The 19473-nt window shown below is 72.8% G+C and carries 17 protein-coding genes and 2 tRNA genes; 17 read left to right on the top strand and 2 right to left on the bottom strand.

Annotated features, from left to right (window positions below; genetic code table 11):
* Window positions 1-5: 5 nt before the first annotated feature.
* From ACIQK6_RS39895 to ACIQK6_RS39855, 9 genes are all read left to right on the top strand, one after another.
* Entirely contained in the window at window positions 6-737 is a 732-nt protein-coding gene (locus tag ACIQK6_RS39895; RefSeq protein ID WP_329101673.1) for a phosphonatase-like hydrolase, read from the top strand.
* The gene (locus tag ACIQK6_RS39890) at window positions 734-1783 is read left to right on the top strand and encodes an ABC transporter ATP-binding protein (RefSeq protein WP_329101675.1); all 1050 of its coding nucleotides are present in this window, start codon (window positions 734-736) and stop codon (window positions 1781-1783) included. Before ACIQK6_RS39895 ends, ACIQK6_RS39890 begins: the two co-directional genes overlap by 4 nt.
* 88 nt (window positions 1784-1871) lie before the next feature.
* Window positions 1872-2735 (top strand): 2-aminoethylphosphonate ABC transporter permease subunit, encoded by an 864-nt coding sequence (locus ACIQK6_RS39885; RefSeq protein ID WP_402697313.1) that lies wholly within the window; start codon window positions 1872-1874, stop codon window positions 2733-2735.
* Window positions 2722-3519, top strand: a complete 798-nt coding sequence (locus tag ACIQK6_RS39880; RefSeq protein WP_329101678.1) for an ABC transporter permease subunit — start codon at window positions 2722-2724, stop codon at window positions 3517-3519. The genes ACIQK6_RS39885 and ACIQK6_RS39880 overlap by 14 nt, the downstream gene beginning before the upstream one ends.
* 62 nt (window positions 3520-3581) lie before the next feature.
* Window positions 3582-4658 (top strand): 2-aminoethylphosphonate ABC transporter substrate-binding protein, encoded by a 1077-nt coding sequence (locus ACIQK6_RS39875; protein WP_402697306.1) that lies wholly within the window; start codon window positions 3582-3584, stop codon window positions 4656-4658.
* 171 nt (window positions 4659-4829) lie between these two features.
* Entirely contained in the window at window positions 4830-6350 is a 1521-nt protein-coding gene (locus ACIQK6_RS39870; protein WP_402697305.1) for an alkaline phosphatase family protein, read from the top strand.
* A 112-nt stretch (window positions 6351-6462) separates the two neighbouring features.
* Window positions 6463-7242 carry an HAD-IIA family hydrolase gene (locus tag ACIQK6_RS39865; protein ID WP_329101685.1) on the top strand — a complete coding sequence of 260 codons (780 nt, stop codon included), beginning with the start codon at window positions 6463-6465 and terminating at the stop codon, window positions 7240-7242.
* Between the two features lie 140 nt (window positions 7243-7382).
* Entirely contained in the window at window positions 7383-7970 is a 588-nt protein-coding gene (locus ACIQK6_RS39860) for a hypothetical protein (RefSeq protein ID WP_402697303.1), read from the top strand.
* A 31-nt stretch (window positions 7971-8001) separates the two neighbouring features.
* Window positions 8002-8706, top strand: coding sequence for a class F sortase (locus ACIQK6_RS39855; protein WP_329101690.1), 705 nt, complete (start codon window positions 8002-8004; stop codon window positions 8704-8706).
* Between the two features lie 68 nt (window positions 8707-8774).
* On the opposite strand, the gene ACIQK6_RS39850 is transcribed toward ACIQK6_RS39855, so the two are convergent.
* A tRNA-Lys gene (locus tag ACIQK6_RS39850) sits at window positions 8775-8848 on the bottom strand.
* 222 nt (window positions 8849-9070) lie between these two features.
* Here ACIQK6_RS39850 and ACIQK6_RS39845 point away from each other — a divergent pair.
* From ACIQK6_RS39845 to ACIQK6_RS39815, 7 genes are all read left to right on the top strand, one after another.
* Entirely contained in the window at window positions 9071-10447 is a 1377-nt protein-coding gene (locus ACIQK6_RS39845) for a peptidoglycan-binding protein (RefSeq protein ID WP_402697312.1), read from the top strand.
* Window positions 10444-12465, top strand: coding sequence for an SPFH domain-containing protein (locus tag ACIQK6_RS39840; protein WP_329101692.1), 2022 nt, complete (start codon window positions 10444-10446; stop codon window positions 12463-12465). The genes ACIQK6_RS39845 and ACIQK6_RS39840 overlap by 4 nt, the downstream gene beginning before the upstream one ends.
* A gap of 193 nt (window positions 12466-12658) precedes the next feature.
* Window positions 12659-13252: a lytic polysaccharide monooxygenase auxiliary activity family 9 protein gene (locus ACIQK6_RS39835; protein ID WP_329107923.1), complete on the top strand. Its 594-nt coding sequence runs from the start codon at window positions 12659-12661 to the stop codon at window positions 13250-13252.
* 26 nt (window positions 13253-13278) lie between these two features.
* On the top strand, window positions 13279-14949 hold the full coding sequence (locus ACIQK6_RS39830) for an AMP-binding protein (RefSeq protein ID WP_402697300.1): 1671 nt from the start codon (window positions 13279-13281) through the stop codon (window positions 14947-14949).
* 130 nt (window positions 14950-15079) lie between these two features.
* Window positions 15080-16366 carry a sensor domain-containing protein gene (locus ACIQK6_RS39825; RefSeq protein WP_402697298.1) on the top strand — a complete coding sequence of 429 codons (1287 nt, stop codon included), beginning with the start codon at window positions 15080-15082 and terminating at the stop codon, window positions 16364-16366.
* Window positions 16348-17004, top strand: coding sequence for a response regulator transcription factor (locus tag ACIQK6_RS39820; protein WP_329101698.1), 657 nt, complete (start codon window positions 16348-16350; stop codon window positions 17002-17004). Before ACIQK6_RS39825 ends, ACIQK6_RS39820 begins: the two co-directional genes overlap by 19 nt.
* Before the next feature lie 48 nt (window positions 17005-17052).
* Window positions 17053-17126 (top strand) — tRNA-Lys (locus ACIQK6_RS39815).
* Between the two features lie 101 nt (window positions 17127-17227).
* On the opposite strand, the gene ACIQK6_RS39810 is transcribed toward ACIQK6_RS39815, so the two are convergent.
* Window positions 17228-17986 (bottom strand): IclR family transcriptional regulator, encoded by a 759-nt coding sequence (locus ACIQK6_RS39810; protein ID WP_030012142.1) that lies wholly within the window; start codon window positions 17984-17986, stop codon window positions 17228-17230.
* A gap of 252 nt (window positions 17987-18238) precedes the next feature.
* Here ACIQK6_RS39810 and ACIQK6_RS39805 point away from each other — a divergent pair, with 252 nt between their 5' ends.
* Window positions 18239-19378 carry an LLM class flavin-dependent oxidoreductase gene (locus tag ACIQK6_RS39805; protein ID WP_329101701.1) on the top strand — a complete coding sequence of 380 codons (1140 nt, stop codon included), beginning with the start codon at window positions 18239-18241 and terminating at the stop codon, window positions 19376-19378.
* Window positions 19379-19473 lie beyond the last annotated feature (95 nt).

Here is a 19473-nt window from a genome sequence, read left to right as displayed (position 1 = left end):
GTCAGATGAGCGACAGCAACCGCGACAGCAGCACCACGCACGGAACCGACGGCACCCGCCGCAAGCTGGTCGTCCTCGACATGGCCGGCACCACCGTCGCCGACGGAGGACTCGTCGAGCGAGCCTTCGAGCAGGCCGCCGAGCGGCTCGGCGTCCGGCCCGGGACCCCCGACCACGCCGAGAAGCTCCAGTACGTCCTCGACACCATGGGCGAGTCCAAGATCTCGGTCTTCCGCCACCTCTTCGGCACGGAGGAACTCGCCCGCCGCGCCAACTCCGCCTTCGAGGAGGCCTACGGCGCCCTCGTCGACGGCGGTCTCGTCACCCCGCTCCCCGGCGCCCGCGCCGCGATCGAGCAGCTCCGCGCCGACGGCCGCACCGTCGTCCTGACCACCGGCTTCGCCCGGGTCACCCAGGACGCCATCCTCGACGCCCTCGGCTGGCAGGACCTCGCCGACTTCACCCTCTGCCCCGCCGACGCGGGCGGCCGCGGCCGCCCGTACCCGGACATGGTGCTGACCGCGTTCCTGCGCACCGGAGCCGTGGCCGACGTGCGCGACGTCGTGGTCGCGGGCGACACCGCCTACGACGTGCTCAGCGGCCGACGCGCCGGCGCCGGGACCGTGGCGGGCGTCCTCACCGGAGCCCACGACCGCGCGGCGCTGACGGAACACGGCGCGACCCACGTCCTGGCCTCCGTCGCCGAACTTCCCTCGCTGCTACTGGAGTCGCCGTGAGCGGCATCCGTTTCGACGGGGTCAGCGTCGCCTACGGCGGCAACACCGTCCTGGACTGCCTCGACCTGACCGTCGAACCGGGCGAGGTGATGGCCCTGCTCGGCCCCTCCGGCTCCGGCAAGACCACGGCCCTGCGCGCCGTCGCCGGATTCGTACGACCCGTTGCGGGGCGGGTGTTGATCGGCGGCCGGGACGTCACCGCGCTCCCGCCGCACCAGCGCGGCATCGGCATGGTCGTCCAGCAGTACGCGCTCTTCCCGCACATGCGGGTCGAGGACAACGTCGCCTTCGGCCTCAGGGCCCAGAAGGCCCCCAGGGCCGAGATCCCCGGCCGGGTCGCCGAAGCCCTCGAACTCACCGGCATGGCCGCCTACGCGCGGCGCTACCCCCGCGAGCTCTCCGGCGGCCAGCAACAGCGCGTGGCCATCGCCCGCGCCCTCGCCATCCGCCCCGGGGTGCTCCTGCTCGACGAGCCGCTGTCCGCCCTCGACGCGCAGCTGCGCTCCGGGATGCTCACCGAGCTGGCCCGGCTGCACCGCGAACTGCCCGACGTATCGATTCTGTACGTCACCCACGACCAGGTGGAGGCACTCACCCTGGCCGACCGGATCGCCGTCATGGACCGGGCCCGGCTGCAGGACTGCGGGACCCCCCAGGAGCTGTACCGGGCCCCGCGCACCGCGTTCACCGCCTCGTTCGTCGGCAACGCGAACCTGTTGCCGGTCACCGTGGCCGAGGGGGGCGCACTGTTCGCCGGGTACCCCCTGGCCCTGGACCGCGGCCGCGCGGCGCCGGGCTCGACGGCCACCCTGTGCGTACGGCCGCACCTGCTCGGCCTCGGCACCGGCCCCAACGCGCTGAGCGGGACGATCACCGAGGTGCAGTGGCGCGGCTCGACGCACCGGCTGTACGTGGACGTCGGCGGGCACCGCGTGAAGGCGGACCTCCCCGAGCTGCGGGAGACGCCCGCGCTGGGGGACCGGGTCACGCTGCACTTCGAGCCGCGGGACGCGGTGCTGTTGGGGGCGGGGGTGTCCCGTGCGTGACGCCTCGCGGCGAGCCGAACCCCCACGGGGCTCCGCCCCGGACCCCGCGCCTCAATCGCCGGCGGGGCTGGATGGTGAGCCGGCGGGGCTGGATGGTGCGACGGCTGGGCTGGATGGTGCGCCGGCAGGGGTGAGGGTGCCGCGCGGCGTGTGGGCCCTGCCGCCCGTGGTCGTGCTCGCGCTGGTTTTCCTGTACCCGCTCGCGCTGGTCGTCCAGCAGTCCCTCAGCCCCGAGAACGGCGGCGGCGCCTTCGACGCGTACGCCTCCGTCTTCGCCTCGCAGGGCTTCCGCGAGGCCCTCGGGACGACCGTCTGGCTGGCCGTCGGCGCGACCGCCGGCTGCCTCGTACTCGGCTTCGTGCTCGCGCTGATCATCGCCTTCGTGCCCTTCCCCGGGGCCCGTGGCGTCGCCAAGTTCATCGATGTCTTCCTCTCCTTCCCCTCCTTCCTCATCACCCTCGCCCTCCTCTTCGTCTACGGCACGGTCGGCATGGCCAACGGCCTCGTCACCGATCTCACCGGCGCCGCCGAGGGTCCCTTCCGCTTCCTCACCACGCCCTGGGGCGTCCTGCTCGCGGAGATCACGTACTTCACGCCCTTCGTGATGCGCCCGCTGCTCGCCGCCTTCTCCCAGCTGGACACCGCCCAGCTGGAGGTCGCCGCCGGCCTCGGCGCCCGGCCCGCCCGGATCGTCCGGCAGGTGATCCTGCCCGAGGCCCTCCCGGCCCTCGCCGCGGGCGGCAGCCTCGTCCTGGTCATGTGCCTGAACGAGTTCGGCATCGTCCTGTTCACCGGCGCCAAGGACGTCACGACCCTCCCGATGCTCATCTACGGCAAGGCCATCCTCGAATCCGACTACGCGGCCGCCTGCGTGGTCGCCGTCGTCAACATCGCGATATCCGTCGGCCTGTTCGGCCTCTACCGGACGGTGGGCAAGCGTGCTGGTGCATAGCAAGAGCGGCCGATGGGCCGCCTGGGGCCTCTTCGGCCTCCTCTTCCTGCCGCTGTTCGCGCTGCCCCTGCTCGTCGTGGTCGGGGCCTCCTTCGCCACCCACTGGTCCGGGGCCCTCCCGTCCGGACCGACCACCGAGAACTACGCGGCCGCCGTGCGCGGCGAGTCCCTCCGGGCCCTGACCACCAGCCTGGTCACCGCCCTCGCCGCCAGCCTCCTCGCGCTCACCGTCGGCACCTGGGCCGCGCTCGCCGCGGCCACGCTGAACAAGCGCGGGAAACGTTTCCTGGACGCGCTGTTCGTGCTGCCCGTCGCCGTGCCGTCGGTGGTCGTCGGCCTCGCCGTGCTCGTCGCCTTCAGCCGGCCCCCGGTCCTGCTCAACGGCACCAGCACGATCGTCGTCCTGGCGCACACGATCCTCGTCACGGCATTCGCCCACCAGTCGGTTTCGGCGGCGATCGTACGGCTCGACCCGGCGTACGAGCAGGCCGCCGCCTCCCTGGGCGCCCGTCCCGCGTACGTCCTGTGGCGGGTCAAACTCCCCCTCCTGCTGCCGTCCCTCACCGCGGCGGCCGGCCTCTGCTTCGCCCTGTCCATGGGCGAGCTGAGCGCCACGATGATGCTCTACCCGCCGGACTGGACGCCCCTCCCGGTCCGCATCTTCACCGCCACCGACCGCGGTTCGCTCTACGGCGGCTCCGCCGTCGCCGTGGTCCTGATGGCCACCACCCTGCTGGTCCTCCTGCTCGTGTCCCGCGTCCGCACCAGGGCCTCCTACCGCTGAACCGCCCTCCCCTGCGATTCCCCTTCCCCGTACCCGACTCCCCTTCTCCGTAAGGAAGTTCCATGACAGGCAAGAGACTCCTGCGCACCGCCACCGTCGTCACCGGCAGCCTCGCCCTCGCCTCCTCCCTCACCGCCTGCGGAGCCGGCTCCTCCGCCGCCGACTCCGAGGGCGGCGAGAAGGTCGTCACCGTCTACAGCGCCGACGGCCTCAAGAGCGAGAAGGGCGACGGCTGGTACGACAAGGTCTTCGCCGACTTCACCAAGAAGACCGGCATCGAGGTCAAGTACGTCGAGGGCGGGTCCGGCGAGATGGTGCAGCGCGCCGTCCGCGAGAAGACCAACACCCAAGCCGACGTACTGATCACCCTGCCGCCCTTCATCCAGCAGGCCGACGGCAAGGGCCTGCTGCAGTCCTACAAGCCGCAGGGTTCCGAGAAGGTCAACGGCGCGGACAAGGCAGCCGACGGCAAGTGGACCTCGGTCGTCAACAACTACTTCGGCTTCGTCTACAACAAGAAGGAACTCGCCGAGGCCCCCAAGACCTGGGAGGAGCTGCTGGACGCCCGGTACAAGGGCAAGTTGCAGTACTCCACCCCGGGCGTCGCGGGCGATGGCACCGCCGTGCTCATCAAGTCGATGCACGACTTCGGCGGCAAGGACGCGGCGATGGACTACCTGAAGAAGCTCCAGGCCAACAACGTCGGCCCGTCCTCCTCCACCAGCAAGCTGGCGCCCAAGACCGACAAGGGCGAGCTGCTCGTGGCCAACGGTGACGTCCAGATGAACTTCGCGCAGTCCAAGTCCATGCCGAACCTGGGCATCTGGTTCCCGGCGAAGGAGGGCGGCAAGCCCACCAGCTTCGCCCTGCCGTACGCGGCCGGCCTCGTCAACGGGGCCCCGCACACCGAGAACGGCAAGAAGCTCCTCGATTTCCTGCTCAGCGAGGAGGCCCAGCAGCTGGTCAGCGGGGTCGGCGGCGGCTTCCCGGCGCGCACCGACGTCAAGCCGACCGACGCCAACGCCATCGAACTCACCAAGCTCATGACGGGCGTGGAGATCTTCGAGCCGAACTGGTCCGACATCGACGAGAACCTCACCGGCTACGTCGACGCGTGGAAGTCGGCAACCGGAAGCTGACCGGTTACTCCCTGGCCACCCCCGACCGTCAGAGTGACCTTTGCCTGGGGGTCCCCCCGGACGAAGTCTGGGGGATAGGTCTGGACCGAGGACCGCACCTTCGGTCCGGACCCGGTGCACGTCGAAACTCCCCCGCTCCTTTCGCCGCTCACTTGCTCCCAGGAGGAGTACGTGTCCCCTGCCCTGCCCGGACGTCGTGCCGTTGCCGCGACCGCCGTCACCTCCGCCCTGATCGCTGCCGCCGTCCTGGCCACCCCCGCCGGCGCCGCCGCGGCGGCCAACACCGACAAGGTGCTCGTCATCGGCATCGACGGCGCGGTCCTGGACCGCGTCAAGGTCGCCAACGCACCCCACCTGAACGGCCTGATGGCGCAAGGGCTGACGGCCCGCAGCACCCTCTACGCGAGCCCGATGGCCGCCACCTCTTCGGGACCCGGCTGGTCCACCATCGCCACCGGGGTGTGGCCCGACAAGCACGGCGTGAAGGACAACTCCTTCACCGGCAAGAACTACGCCGCCCACCCGGACTTCCTGACCCGCATCGAGAACGCCAAGCCGGCCCTCAACACATACGCGGCCGCCGACTGGGAGCCCATCACCTCCACCGACCAGAACGGCCCGATCTTCTCCTCGAAGGTCGACAAGCGCCTTTCCCTCAAGGGCGACCGCGACGGCTACCGCACCGAGGACCCGAAGATCGCCGCGGCCGCGGCCGCCGAACTGCAGGGCCAGAACCCGGACGCCGCCTTCGTCTACCTCGGCGAGATCGACGCGGCCGGCCACTCCTACGGCGCGGCCAGCCAGCAGTACCTCGACACCATCGCCCGCGTCGACACCCTGGTCGGCCAGCTCCTCACCGCCGTCAAGAACCGCCCGACCTACGCCCAGGAGAACTGGAAGATCCTGGTCACCACCGACCACGGCCACACCGACTCCGGCGGTCACGGCGGGTCGACCATCCAGGAGCGCGGCACCTTCGTCATCGCCAAGGGCGCCGGCATCCCGGCCGGCTCCGTACGCGCCGACGTGCGACTGGCCGACGTCGCCGCCACCGCGCTCGCCCAGGTCGGCGTCAGCGGCTCCGGCCTCGACGGCGTCCCGCTGAACGCCCCGGACGACGACCCCTTCGACACCCTGCGCCCGAACCTCCGGGCCAGGGTGGACGAGACGGGCATCCCGGCCGGGGTGAAGGGCTTCACGCACACCCCGCCCGCCGGCTGGTCCGTCGACAACTCCAAGATGGGCGCGGGCGGCGTCACCGAGTGGGCCGGCTGGGCCTTCGCGACCGACGAGTTCTGGAGCCAGTCGCAGCGCGACCAGTGGCGCGAGCTGAACGTCCGCTCCCGAGACGTCTTCGCCGTCGCCGACTCCGACGAGTGGGACGACAAGAGCCACACCGGCACCTTCGACTCCACCCTCTCCACCCCCAAGTGGGCGGTCAGCGGCGGCAGCAAGCGGAATCTGACCTTCCAGACGCACTACCGCCACGAGGCCGGCCAGACCGCCCAGGTCCTGGTCTCCTACAACGGCGGCGCCCCGACCGTGGTGAAGACCTACGCCGCCGACGCGGTCGCCGGGTCCGAGTCCCTCGCCCTCCAGGTCCCGGCCGGCGCCACCGACGTGCAGGTCCGCTTCCGCTACAGCGGCAACAACAACTGGTTCTGGACCGTCGACAACGTCCGCCTGGGCTGACCGCTCCCCGGTCCCCGGTCCGGGCCGTGGACAGCAGGAACGTCCGCGGCCCGGCCCCGATAGGGTGGTAGAGACCAGAGGTCGCAGGTCACCGAGAGCGGAGAACAGTCCAGTGGCAGAGCGCAAGCCGATCGAATCCTGGCTCACCGACATGGACGGGGTCCTCATCCACGAGGGCACCCCGATCCCCGGCGCCGATGCCTTCATCAAGCGGCTGCGCGAGTCCGGCAAGCCCTTCCTGGTGCTGACCAACAACTCGATCTACACCCCCCGCGACCTCCAGGCCCGCCTGAGCCGCATGGGGCTGCAGGTTCCCGTCGAGAACATCTGGACCTCGGCGCTGGCCACCGCGAAGTTCCTCGACGACCAGCGTCCGGGCGGTACGGCGTACGTCATCGGCGAGGCGGGCCTGACCACCGCCCTCCACGACATCGGCTACATCCTGACCGACCACGAGCCCGACTACGTGGTCCTCGGCGAGACCCGGACGTACAGCTTCGAGGCGATGACGAAGGCGGTCCGCCTGATCAACGCGGGCGCGCGCTTCATCTGCACCAACCCCGACGAGACCGGCCCCTCCACCGAGGGCCCGCTCCCGGCCACCGGCGCCGTCGCCGCGCTGATCACCAAGGCGACCGGCAAGAAGCCGTACTTCGCGGGCAAGCCGAACCCGCTGATGATGCGCACCGGCCTGAACGCCATCGGCGCGCACTCGGAGACCAGCGCGATGATCGGCGACCGGATGGACACCGACGTGCTGGCCGGTCTGGAGGCGGGCATGCAGACCTTCCTCGTCCTCACCGGCCTGACGACCGAACAGGACACCGAGAAGTTCCCGTTCCGCCCGACCAAGACGGTCGCCTCGATCGCGGACCTGGTCGACCTGATCTGACGCGGGTACGCGGGTACGCGGTGTGCGGCGTACGGCCGAACGGGCGTACCGCGTTTGGGGCGTGCGGCCGACACGTACGGCGCCGCTCCGGATGCGCGGTGGCGCGCCGCGCGTGAATCTCCTTGTCGAGGAGGTTCACCATGCGCAGTGTTCCGATCGCTGTCCGCGCCACCGCGATGGCCATCGCCCTGGCGGCATTCTCGGCGGTGACCGCGCCGATCGCCCTCGCGGGCGAGGAGGACCGCGGTGACCGCGGCAGCGTCACGGTCGACCCGAATCCGGCTCACCCCGGAGCGCAGGTCAAGCTGCGCGTCCAGGGCTGTGACGGCACCCGCGGAGCGGCCAAGTCCGCCGCCTTCGTGTCGGACGTCGACCTCTACGGCCGCGACGGCGGCCGTAGCCCGCTCTACGGCGACGCGATGATCCGCTCGCACGTTTCGCCCGGCTGGCACTCCGTCCGGGTGACGTGCGACGGGCACGACAGGGTCAGCGGCTCCGTCCAGATCTCCGAGTACCGTCCGTCCCACCACGCCTCGCCCGTCTGGCCGGTGCACGCGGGCGGCGGCGGCATGTCCGCCGAGCTCGCGGCGGAGTCGGCCAAGAAGGCCCACGGCGCCGACGGGCCGGGGCTGCCGCACACGGTGATCGGCGCGGTCCTCGCCGCGGTCGCCACCCTGGCCGTCGCGGGCCGGGCGCTGGCCCTGCGCCGCCGCCGCAGCGGCGAGTGAGGCCGGTGCCGGTGGGCGCCGGTGGGCGCCGGTGAACGAGTACGACGCGTACGACGCGGGCAACGCGGGCAACGAGGACAAGGCCTCCGCCGGCGGCCGGCTGCTGACCTTCGCCGCCTGGGCGGTACTGGTGCTCGGCCTGTGGCTGTGGGGCCGCCAGCTCACCGTGGCGCCGCCCCCGCCCGCCGGTCAGGCCGGCGGGACGGTCGGTCCGGGGCTGCCGGCCGCGCACGCCCCGCTCGCCGCGGCCCCGCCCCAGCGCGTCGACGTGCCCTCCATAGGCATCCAGGCCCCGGTGATCAGCCGGGACCTGGACAAGGACGGGGCGATCGAGCCGCCCCCGTACGACCAGCCGGGCACGGTGGGCTGGTGGGGCCGGGGCACCCAGCCGGGGATGGCCGGGACGGCGCTGATGGTGGGGCACGTGGACACCCGGTCCAAGCCGGCGGTGTTCTACGGTCTGAGCTCCGCGCAGCCGGGCGACAAGGTGCGGGTGGTGCGGACGGACGGTTCGGTCGCCGAGTTCACGATCGAGGACGTACGGGTCTACGAGCGCGCGGCCTTCGACGCGCACAAGGCCTACGGCCCGCGGGTCCGGGGCCGCGCGGAGCTGAGGCTGCTGACCTGCGGGGGCTCGTACGACAAGGTGGCCAAGGAGTACACGGCGAACGTGGTGGTCTCCGCCTACCTGACGGGCGTGGGCGCCCGCCCGGGCGCACCGGGAACCGCGGCCTGAGCGGCCGTGCCGCCGGCGGAGAACGAAGAAGCCCCCGCAGCTTTCGCTGCGGGGGCTTCTCCCGTCTGTGCGCCGCCAGGGACTCGAACCCCGGACCCGCTGATTAAGAGTCAGCTGCTCTAACCAACTGAGCTAGCGGCGCTTGCTGACAGGGAAAACTCTACCCCACCTCCAGGGGTGTCCGTGACCAGCCACGCCCGCCTTGTCCGATTAACCCATGTTTGAGGGGTCTATCGTGCACCATATGTCTGCGCGCGCCACACCTGATGCCTCATCAGGTGTGGCTCCGGCCGACCGGTGACGAGTGGACGAGCAGGGGAGTGGACGGAACCGCATGACGATGCAGCCTCCGACGCATGTGCAGATGCCGATGCCCGGTTTCGAGGAGTACGAGCCCGCGGGCGACTGTGCGTGCCGGGGCTGCGCCCAGCGCCGCCGCGCCCTCGCCCGCGCGCGGGCCGTACCGCTCCGGGACGGGGGGCACCCGGCCGCACGCGGCGCCCGCCGGGCGCTGGTACTGGCCACCGCCGCGGGAGTGGTCCTGGGCGGCGGCAGTACGACCGCGGTGGCCGCGGCCACCCCGACGCCGACGCCGACGCCGACCCCGGGGCCGGCGGTCCTGGACGACCCGAGCTCGCCGCAGGGCGCCCGGACCCCGCTGCACGGCCCCAAGGGCGGGCCGGTGGGGAAGCCCGGCGCCCCGGCCAAGCCCGGCGCGGTGCGGCGGATCGACCGAGCGACGATCATCAACCGGGCGAAGCTGTGGCTGGACGCGGAAGTCCCGTACAGCATGTCCGAGTACTGGACGGACGGGTACCGACAGGACTGCTCGGGCTACGTCTCCATGGTCTGGAACCTCGGGTCGAACGAATGGACCGGCAGCCTCGACAAGTTCGCCACCAAGATCGAAAAGGATGAGCTGCTGCCGGGGGACATGCTCCTCTTCCACAACCCGGCGGACCCCAACAACGGCTCGCACGTGGTCATCTTCGGCGGCTGGGTCGACTCGACGCACACGCACTACGTCGCCTACGAGCAGACGCGCCCCAACACGCGGAAGCTGGCCACGCCCTACGGGTACTGGAGCAACGCGACGAAGTACGTCCCGTACCGCTTCAACGGCGTGCCGGCCGGGATCATGCCGGAGGTCCCGGCCGCCCCGACCCCACCGGGCGCCCAGCCGCCGGCGGGCTCCAAGCCGGGGGACGTGACGGTCTTCCCGGGCGCGGACAAGTTCGGCCCCGGCGCCACGAACGACCACGTGGCCCAGCTCGGCCGGATGCTGATCGAGCGCGGCGCGTACCGCTTCTTCCCCAAGGGGGTGGCCGACCGGGTGTGGAGCGACCACGACAAGCTCGCCACCGCCGCCTTCCAGCGCGCCCAGGGTTGGACGGGTGCGGACGCCGACGGGATTCCGGGTGCGCACACCTGGAAGCTGCTGGTCGAGAAGCAGGGCAAGAACATCCCGCCGACGGTGGGTGCCGCGCCGGGGCCGGGCGGCGTACGGGCCTACCCGGGCGCCTTGGTGTTCCGCCCCGGCCAGTCGAACGAGGCCATCAGGGCCCTCGGCCGCCAGCTGGTGAAGAAGGGCTTCGGCAAGTACTACACATCCGGTCCGGACCTGCGCTGGAGCGAGGCCGACCGCCGCAACGTCGAGGCCTTCCAGCGCGCGCAGGGCTGGACCGGCGCCTCGGCCAACGGCTACCCGGGCCCGGAAACCTGGCGCCGGCTGTTCGCATGACGGAGGTAACGATGTTCCCCACGCGCACCACCTCGACGACGGGCACCCTCCGAGTGCCGCCGCTTGGCGCCCCGGTGGCGGTCCGCGCGGCGGATCCCGCCCCCGTGCCGGAGCCCGCACCCGCCCCCGCGCCCGTTTCCGTGCCCGCCCCCGAGCCCGCCGCCCCGGTGGCAGCTCGCCCGGTGTGGGCCGCGGACCCGACGCCCGTGCCCGAGCCGACGCCCGTGCCCGCCCGCGGCCTTGAGTCCGCCGTCCCGGTGGCAGCCCGCCCGGTGTGGGCCGCGGAGCCGACGCCCGTGCCGGAACCGGTGCGCGCGACCGTCGCCGTCGCCGTCGCGGCGCCGCGCGACGCCGCCCCGCAGGGCCCGCCGCCCGCCCCGACGGGCGGCCCCGCCGCGTCGGAGCCCGCCGGCGCCGCCGAGACCTCGTTCGGCTGGGCCGCGGCGCGGGCCACCCGCCCGGCGCCCGAGCTGCCGTACGGGTGGGAGGTGCCGGCGGCCCGGGCCCACCCGTACGACGAGGGGGGCCAGGGCGTCGCCGGCCTCGACATCCCGCACCCGCAGGACGCGGAGGTCCCCGTCGGGCCGGCCACCCTGCGCCTGCGGACCGCCGAGGCCGGCATGGACACCGAGTTCACGGCCGAGGCCGAGGCCGAGGCCGAAGCCGCGCCCGAAGCCAAGGCTGCGCCCGCGCCCGCAACCGAAACCGAGCCCGAGGCCACGCCCGAACCAGTGGCCGAGTTCGAGCCGGAGCCCGGGCCGGAGTTCGCGTTCGAGTTCGAGCCGGAGCCCGGGCCGAAGGCCGGGGCGGAGCCCGAATCCGAGCCCGAGTCCCTCGCCGCTCCCGAACCCGTGGACGCGGCGCCACCGCCGCACTCCGGCATCCCCGGACCCGGACCGGTCGAGATCGTCGCCCAGGCGGTGGCCCGCGGCCTGGGCGAGGCCGGGGCGGCCCCGGAGCTCCCGCGCTCCGGAGCCCACCGGGGTACCTCGGTCACCGAGGTGCCGGTACACCTCCCGTTCCAGAGCACGCAGCAGCAGCCAGCCGTACACGTACCCGCGCCGCAGGCCACCGCACCCGCGCCGCAGGCACCCCGCCCCGCCCCCGGCCGCCGGGTCCCCCGCGGTGACGACCGGCTCCGGGAGCACAGGGGCCCGGTGCTGCCCGGCTGGGTCGGCGTGATCGTCGGCGGGACGGCCCTCGCCGGTTGCGCGGCCGTGCTCTGGCGGGCCGGGGTCGTCCCCGCCGCCTTCGTCGCCGCCTTCGGCGCGGCCCCCCGCGCCTACCACGGCCTGCGCGCCACCCACTGGCCGCCGCTCGCCTTCCTCGGGATCGTCGCCCTCGTGTCGCTCGGCGGACTCGGTCGGGCCCGCGCCGGCCACGCCTGGGTGCTCACCCTCTTCGGCCGCTACCGCGGCACGGTCCGGCGTACCGGCCTGACCTGGGTGAGCCCCCTGCTGCTGCGCCGCCGGGTCGACGTGCGCCTGCGCCACTGGCGCAGCGACCCGATGCCCGCCGTGGACGCCGGCGGCCTCGCCCTCCAGGTCGTCGTCCAGGTCGTCTGGCAGGTCAAGGACACCGCACGCGCCACCCTCGCCGTCGAGGACCACACGGAGTACCTCGCCGAGCAGGTCGAATCGGCCATGGCCCGCGTGCTGTCGCAGCTGCCCGCAGACGCCTTCCACGAGGACGCCCCGACCCTGCGCGACGCCGAGGCCGTCGGTGACGCGCTGACCCGGATGCTCGCGGCCGAGACCGAGGCGGTCGGGATCGAGGTGTTCTCGGCCCAGCCGACACGGATCGAGTACGCGGCCGAGGTGGCCGAGGCCATGCGCCGCCGCCGGGTCGCGGCGATCGACGCCAAACACCGGGACACCGTACTGAGCTCGGTCGTGGACGCCGTCGACGACACCGTCCACCGGCTGACCTCGCGCGGGCTGGTCGAGCTCGACGACTACGAGCGCAAGGCGCTGGTGAAGGACCTCACGGTCGCCTTCTACACGGGACGCTCCGAGTAGGGAGCGGACGTCCAGCGGTACGGGAACGGGTGGCCGGAAGGTAGCGGACCACCCGTTTTCCCATTGGTCTGGACATGGCCAACTCTCGTCAATAATCTGGGACTTGGTCTAGACCTAACCCCCACCTGCGCGCGCTCTCATCGAACTCCCCCCACGTTCAAGGAGCATCATGCGTCCCATCCGCATGCCCAGAATGCCCAAACGGGCCGGCATCGCCGCGCTCGGCCTCGGCCTCGTCGCCGGAATCACCCTCGTCGGCGCCCCCGCCGCCAGTAGCCACGGCTACACCGACACCCCGATCAGCCGCCAGAAGCTCTGCGCCAACCGCACCGTTACCAACTGCGGTGCGATCCAGTGGGAGCCGCAGAGCGTCGAGGGCTTCAAGGGGTTCCCGGCCGCCGGTCCCGCCGACGGCAAGATATGTTCCGGCGGACTCTCCCAGTTCTCCGAGCTCGACGACCCGCGCGGCGGCGCCTGGCCCACCACCAAGGTGACCAGCGGGCAGAGCTACTCTTTCCGGTGGCAGTTCACCGCCAACCACTCCACCACCGACATCAAGTACTACGTCACCAAGAACGGCTGGACCGGCACCAAGGCCCTCACCCGCGCCGACCTCGAACCCCAGCCCTTCCTCGCGGTCGCCTACAACGGCGCCCGCCCCGCCATGACCACCGTCCACCAGGGAGTCTTGCCGAGCGGCAAGACGGGCCGGCACCTGATCCTGGCCGTCTGGACCGTCAACGACACCCCGATGGCCTTCTACGCCTGCTCCGACGTTCAATTCTGACGCTACGTCAGCTACCCTCCGGCGGCATGCGGACGACGCCTGCACCCGAAACCGTCGCGGAGCTCATAGCGCGCCAATGGGGCGACCACCGGCCCGGGCTGAAGCACGAGAACGGTGTCCTCACCCACCACCGGACCGCCCAGGAGGCCGCCGCGCGCGCCGCGCTCCTCGTCGACCTCATGCCCGCGGAGGCCGAGCCGCACCTCGGGGTCCTGCTCGACAACACCCCCGAGTTCCCGTTCTGGCTCGGCGCGGCGGCCCTCGCCGGGGCCGCCGTCGCCGGGATCAACCCCACCAGGCGCGGCCCCGAGCTCGCCCGCGACATCCTGCACACCGACTGCCGGATCCTGATCACCGAGCGCGCCCACCTGCCGCTGCTGCGCGGCCTCGACCTGCCCGGCGTACGCGTCCTGGTCACCGGCACGGAGGAGTACGAGGCCCTGCTCGCCCCGTATGCCGCCGCCAAGCCCGGCGAAGCCGCGCTGCGCGCCCCCGCCCCCGACTCCCGCCTCCTCCTCTACTTCACCTCCGGCTCCACCGGCGCCCCCAAGGCCGCCATCTGCAGCCAGGGCCGGCTCGCGGCCGCCGGAGCGGCGCTGGCCCGCCAGTTCACCGTCACCCCGGACGACGTCCACTACATCTGCATGCCGCTCTTCCACGGCAACGCCGTCATCGCCGACTGGCTGCCGGCGCTCGTCGGCGGGGCCCCGGTGGCGCTGCGCCGCCGCTTCTCGGCCTCCGCGTTCCTGGACGACGTACGGGCGTACGGGGCCACGTACTTCACCTACGTCGGGCGGGCGGTCCAGTACCTCCTGGCCACCGAACCCCGCCCCGACGACCGCGCCCACACCCTGCGCCTCGGCTTCGGCACCGAAGCCGGGGCGGTGGACGCGGCCCGCTTCGCCGAACGGTTCGGGGTCCGGCTGGTGGAGGGCTACGGAGCCACCGAGGGCGGCGCCTCCGTCCAACGCACCCCGGACACCCCGCCGGGCGCCCTGGGTCGGGCGGGCGCGGGCGACGACCTGGCGGTGATCGACCCGGAGACGGGCGTCGAATGCCCGCCCGCGGTCCTCGACCCGGACGGCCGCCTCCTGGGCGGTTCGGCGGCGATCGGCGAACTGGTCAACCGCGGCCGCAGCCTGTTCGAGGGCTACTGGCGCAACCCGGACGCGGAGGCCGACCGCACCCGCGACGGCTGGTACTGGACGGGCGACCTCTTCTTCCGCGACGGAGCGGGCTTCCTCTACTTCGCGGGCCGCACCGACGACCGGCTCCGCGTCGACAGCGAGAACCTCGCCGCGGCGGTGATCGAGAACATCCTGGCCCGCTGGACGGACGCGGCGGCGGTCGCCGTCTACGCCGTCCCCGACGAGGTGGCGGGGGACCAGGTCATGGCGGCCCTCGCCCTCCGGGAGGGCGCGGCCTTCGACCCGTCCGCCTTCGAGACCTTCCTCTCCAGCCAGCCGGACCTCGGCACGAAGATGGCCCCGCGCTACGTCCGCATCGTCGAGACCATGCCGACCACGGCGACGAACAAGATCCACCGCGTCTCCCTCCGCCGCGAGGGCTTCCAATGCGAAGACCCCGTCTGGCACCGCTCCCCGGCCGGGAGCTACCGCCGCCTGGACGCGGCCGCCCTGACCGCACTCATGGCGGAGTACGAGTCGCACGGCCGGTCCGACCTACTGACCCACTGACCGGGAAATCCAGCCCCGCCGGCGTGTGAGGCGCGGGGTCGGGCGGCGCCCCGGGGTGGGGCTGGGCATACCCCGCTGACGCCCGCTGGGGCCATGTTCACCCCGCCGGGTCCGCGGCTAGCGTTCCCGCATGGACGATCACCCGCGTACCCCCTGGCCCGCCCTGGCCCGCGGCCGGTACCTCCGTTCCGCCTGGCCCTGGCGGGCCGCCGGGTACCTCGCCGGGGGCGCCCTCGCCGGGATCCCCCTGCTCCTCGTCCTCGTCCTCCTCACCGCGGCCGGCGCCGCGCTCAGCCCCTTCCTCGTCGGCCTGCCGCTGCTCGCCCTGCTCGGGCTCGTCGGCGTACCGACCGGCGCCGTCGAGCGCCGCCGGCTGGGCCTCGTCGACCGCGGCCCCGCCGGCACCCCCCACCGCACGCCGGCCGAACCCGGCCTCCTCGCCTGGGCCAGGCTGCGCTACCGCGAGCAGGCCACCTGGCGCGAGCTCGCCTACGCCGTCCTGCACGGCCTCCTCCTCTGGTGGGTCGACCTCGCCGCCGTCGCGGCCCTGCTCGGCCTGCCGCTGTTCCTGGTCACCACCCCGCTCCAGCTGGCCCTCGCCGCTGACGGCGAGGTCAAGGTGGTCAAGCTGTGGCTGATCACCTCCTACCCGCCCGCCTTCGCGATCGCCGCCGCCGGGGCCGTGCTGCTCCCCGCCCTCCTCCTTCCGCTCGGCGCCCTCGCCGGGGCCCGCGCCGCCCTCACCCGCGCCCTGCTCGCGCCCCGCGAGCGCGAGCTCCAGGGCCTGCTCGCCGAGGTCACCCGCTCCCGGGCCCGGCTCGTCGACGCCTTCGAGGCCGAGCGCCGCCGGATCGAGCGCGACCTCCACGACGGCGCCCAGCAGCGGCTCGTCGCCCTCGCCATGACCCTCGGCCTGGCCCGCCTCGACGCACCCCCGGGCCCGCTCGCCGACCGGCTACGGGCCGCCCACGACGAGGCCGGCAAGGTCCTCGCAGAACTGCGCGAGCTGATCCACGGCATCCATCCGCAGGTCCTCACCGACTACGGCCTCACCGGGGCCCTCGCCGACGTCGCCGAGCGTTCCGCCGTCCCCGTGGACGCCGATCTGAGCACCGGCCTGCCGCGCCTCCCGGAGTCCGTCGAGGCCGCCGCCTACTTCGGGGTCTGCGAGGCCCTCGCCAACATCGGCAAGCACAGCGGCGCGGCCCGCGCCGCCGTCACCGCCCGGCACACCGGCGCCGCGCTGCTCATAGACGTCACCGAAGACGGCCGCGGCGGCGCGGATGCGGCCGCCGGGTCCGGGCTCACCGGATTGGCCGACCGGATCGCGGTCCTCGATGGCACACTGACGATCACCAGCCCGCCCGGCGGCCCCACCGTTCTGAGCCTGGAGATCCCTTGTCCGGTGAGCCCTTGAAGATCGTCCTCGCCGAGGACGGGGTCCTGCTGCGCGAAGGGCTCGTCGGCCTGCTGACGCGTTTCGGCCACCGGGTGGCGGCGGCCGTCGGGGACGCGGACGAGCTCCGTCGCGCCGTGGCCGTCCACGACCCGGACGTCGTCGTGACCGACGTACGGATGCCCCCGGGCCTGGCCGACGACGGACTGCGCGCCGCCGTGGAGCTCCGGGCCGCGCGCCCGACCCTGCCGGTGCTGGTGCTCAGCCAGTACGTGCAGCGCTCGTACGCCGCCGACCTGCTGGATTCCGGGGACGGCGGCGGCGTCGGCTACCTGCTGAAGGACCGGGTCGGGCAGGTGGAGCAGTTCCTCGACGCGGTGGTGACGGTGGCCGCCGGCGGCACGGTGGTGGACCCGGAGGTCGTGCGCCAGCTCCTGCGCCGGCGGCGCGACCCGCTGGCCGCGCTGACCCCGCGGGAACGGGAGGTCCTGGGCCTGGTGGCGGAGGGGAAGTCGAACGGCGCCGTGGCCCGGGAGCTGGTGGTGTCCGAGGCGGCCGTCGGCAAGCACATCGGGAACATCCTGGGAAAGCTCGACCTGCCGCCCGCGGAGGACACCCACCGCCGGGTCCTGGCGGTCCTCGCCTACCTCCGCGGCTAATGGTTTTGAGCACCCCTGAGGACCAGGTAGTATTTTCTCTGTCAGCAGGCGCCGCTAGCTCAGTTGGTTAGAGCAGCTGACTCTTAATCAGCGGGTCCGGGGTTCGAGTCCCTGGCGGCGCACCTGTCCTTCGGGCGGTTTCCGGTTTCACCGGGAACCGCCCGAAGTGTTTTCCGAGCCTTCTGGGCCTAGTGTCGCCCCGCTGTCGCCCCAGTCGCCGTTCCTAGAGCGTGAGCGACAGCAGCAGAGGTGCGGCCTTCCGGTTCAAGGTGTCCGCCGCGGCGCGCAGCCGGTGTGCGTGCTCGACCGGCATCGACAGGGCCAGACAGCCCACCGAGGCGCCGGCCGTGATCGGGACCGCCGCACAGACCGTACCCACGGCGTATTCCTGCAGGTCCAGCATGGGCACGGTGGCCGGCTGGGCGTCCAGCTTGGAGAACAGGATCCGCTCGTTCACGATCGTCTTCGACGTGAGCCGGGCGATCTTGTGGCGGGACAGGTGGTCGCGCCGCCCGTTCAGGTCGAGCTGCGTCAGCAGACACTTGCCGACCGCACTGGCGTGCGCTGCGGAGCGGAAGTCGACCCACTCGTGCACCTTCGGCGTGCGGGGACTGTCCGCGAACTGCGTGATCCTGACCTCGCCGTCCACGTACCGGCTGATGTAGACGGCCGCGCCGACCGAGTCGCGCAGTCGGTCCAGGGTCTCCTGGAGCTTGTCGGTGAGCGCTTGCTGCCGGTCGATGCCGGAGCCGAGCAGGACGAGGGAATCCCCTATGGCGTAAGCGCCGTCGGACACCTGCAGGACGTATCCCTCGCGGCGCAGCATCAGCAGCATAGGAGCGAGATGGGCTGCGGGCAGGCCGGTCTCACGCGCGATCTGCACGTCCGTCACACCACCGGTGTGACGTGCGATCGTTTCGAGTACGCGTAGTGCGTACTGCACCGAGTGGAACGGCGCGGTCGGCTCGGGCTTCAGCGCCACGGTTTCCCCCCTAGCAGGTTGTTACCGCTTGCCCTACCACGATAGCCATCAAGAGGCCCATGTGGAGCGCCGGTTGGGGAGATTGCTGGCTCAATTATGTCTGTCTGCCTGGACCTACTCCATTGGCATATGCCAGTGGCATGACCATCAGTCGGCCCCCCGCGGGAATGCCCGGCGACCGCCCATGGTTCGAGTTCTTCGTACGGTGTCGTACTGATGCCGCACGCCCAGGAGAGCGAAACGGGAGCGACGATGAGTGACGCAGGGGACGACGTACGGGCCCACGTGAGGGCGGGCGCGGCGGAGAACCGGAACGCGAGCGGGATCCGCGCCACCGCGCACGGCCGGGCGACCGTACCGCTCTCCGTCCTGGACCTCGTCACCGTCGGCGCGGGCAGCACCGCCCACGCCTCCCTCCGTACGAGCGTCGAGATCGCCCGCCTCGCCGAATCCCGCGGCTACCACCGCCACTGGGTCGCCGAACACCACTCCATGCCCGGCGTCGCCAGCTCCTCGCCCGCCGTGATCCTGGCCCACCTCGCCGCGCACACCTCCCGCATCCGGCTCGGTTCCGGCGGGGTCATGCTGCCCAACCACGCCCCGCTCGCCGTCGCCGAGCAGTTCGGCACCCTGGAGGCGCTCGCCCCGGGCCGGATCGACCTCGGACTCGGCCGCGCCCCGGGCACCGACGGCCGCACCGCCCTCGCACTGCGCGGACCGGGCCGCCTCGACGAGGCCGCCGACGAGTTCCCGCGGCAGCTCGCGGAGCTCACCCGCTTCCTCGACGACGACTTCCCCGACGGGCACCCGTACGCCCGCGTGCACGCCGTACCCGGCCCGGTCCAGGGCCCCGCCGGCCGGCCGCCGCTGTGGCTGCTCGGCTCCTCCGGCTTCAGCGCCCGCCTCGCCGGCGAGCTCGGCCTGCCCTTCGCCTACGCCCACCACTTCTCGGCGGCCGGCACCCTGCCCGCGCTCGACCTCTACCGCCAGAGCTTCCGCCCCTCGGCCGTCCTCGACGCGCCCTACGCCGTCATCGGGGTCTCCGCGCTCGCCGCCGACACCGACGCGGCGGCCCGCGCCCAGGTGCTCACGGGCGCGCTGTCGATGCTGCGCCTGCGCACCGGACGGCCCGGCCTGATCCCGACGCCCGAAGAGGCGGCGGCGTACGCGTTCTCCCCGCTGGAGCGGGAGTTCGTCGACAGCTGGCTCGCGAACGTCGTCCACGGCACCCCCGACGAGGTCCGCACCGGGCTCGACGACCTGGCCAAGCGAACGGGTGCGGACGAGCTGATGCTGACCACCAACGCCCACAGCGGGGCCGCCCGGTTGCGCTCGTACGAGCTCGTCGCAGACGTGTACGGGATGCCGGTGGAGGTACCCGCCGCCGATTGACCCCGCGCGAACGGCGTTTGGCTGGTTTGTTGCCGAAACCTTGCACGGAGCTGCCTGAAGGCAGCCTTAAACCGCTCGTCACCCGGGGTGGCGGG

It is taken from the genome of Streptomyces sp. NPDC091682 (assembly GCF_044756625.1).
Classification (GTDB): Bacteria; Actinomycetota; Actinomycetes; order Streptomycetales; family Streptomycetaceae; genus Streptomyces.
The sequence above is the reverse complement of the archived record's forward strand: the minus strand, read 5'-3'. Positions and strand labels throughout refer to the sequence as shown.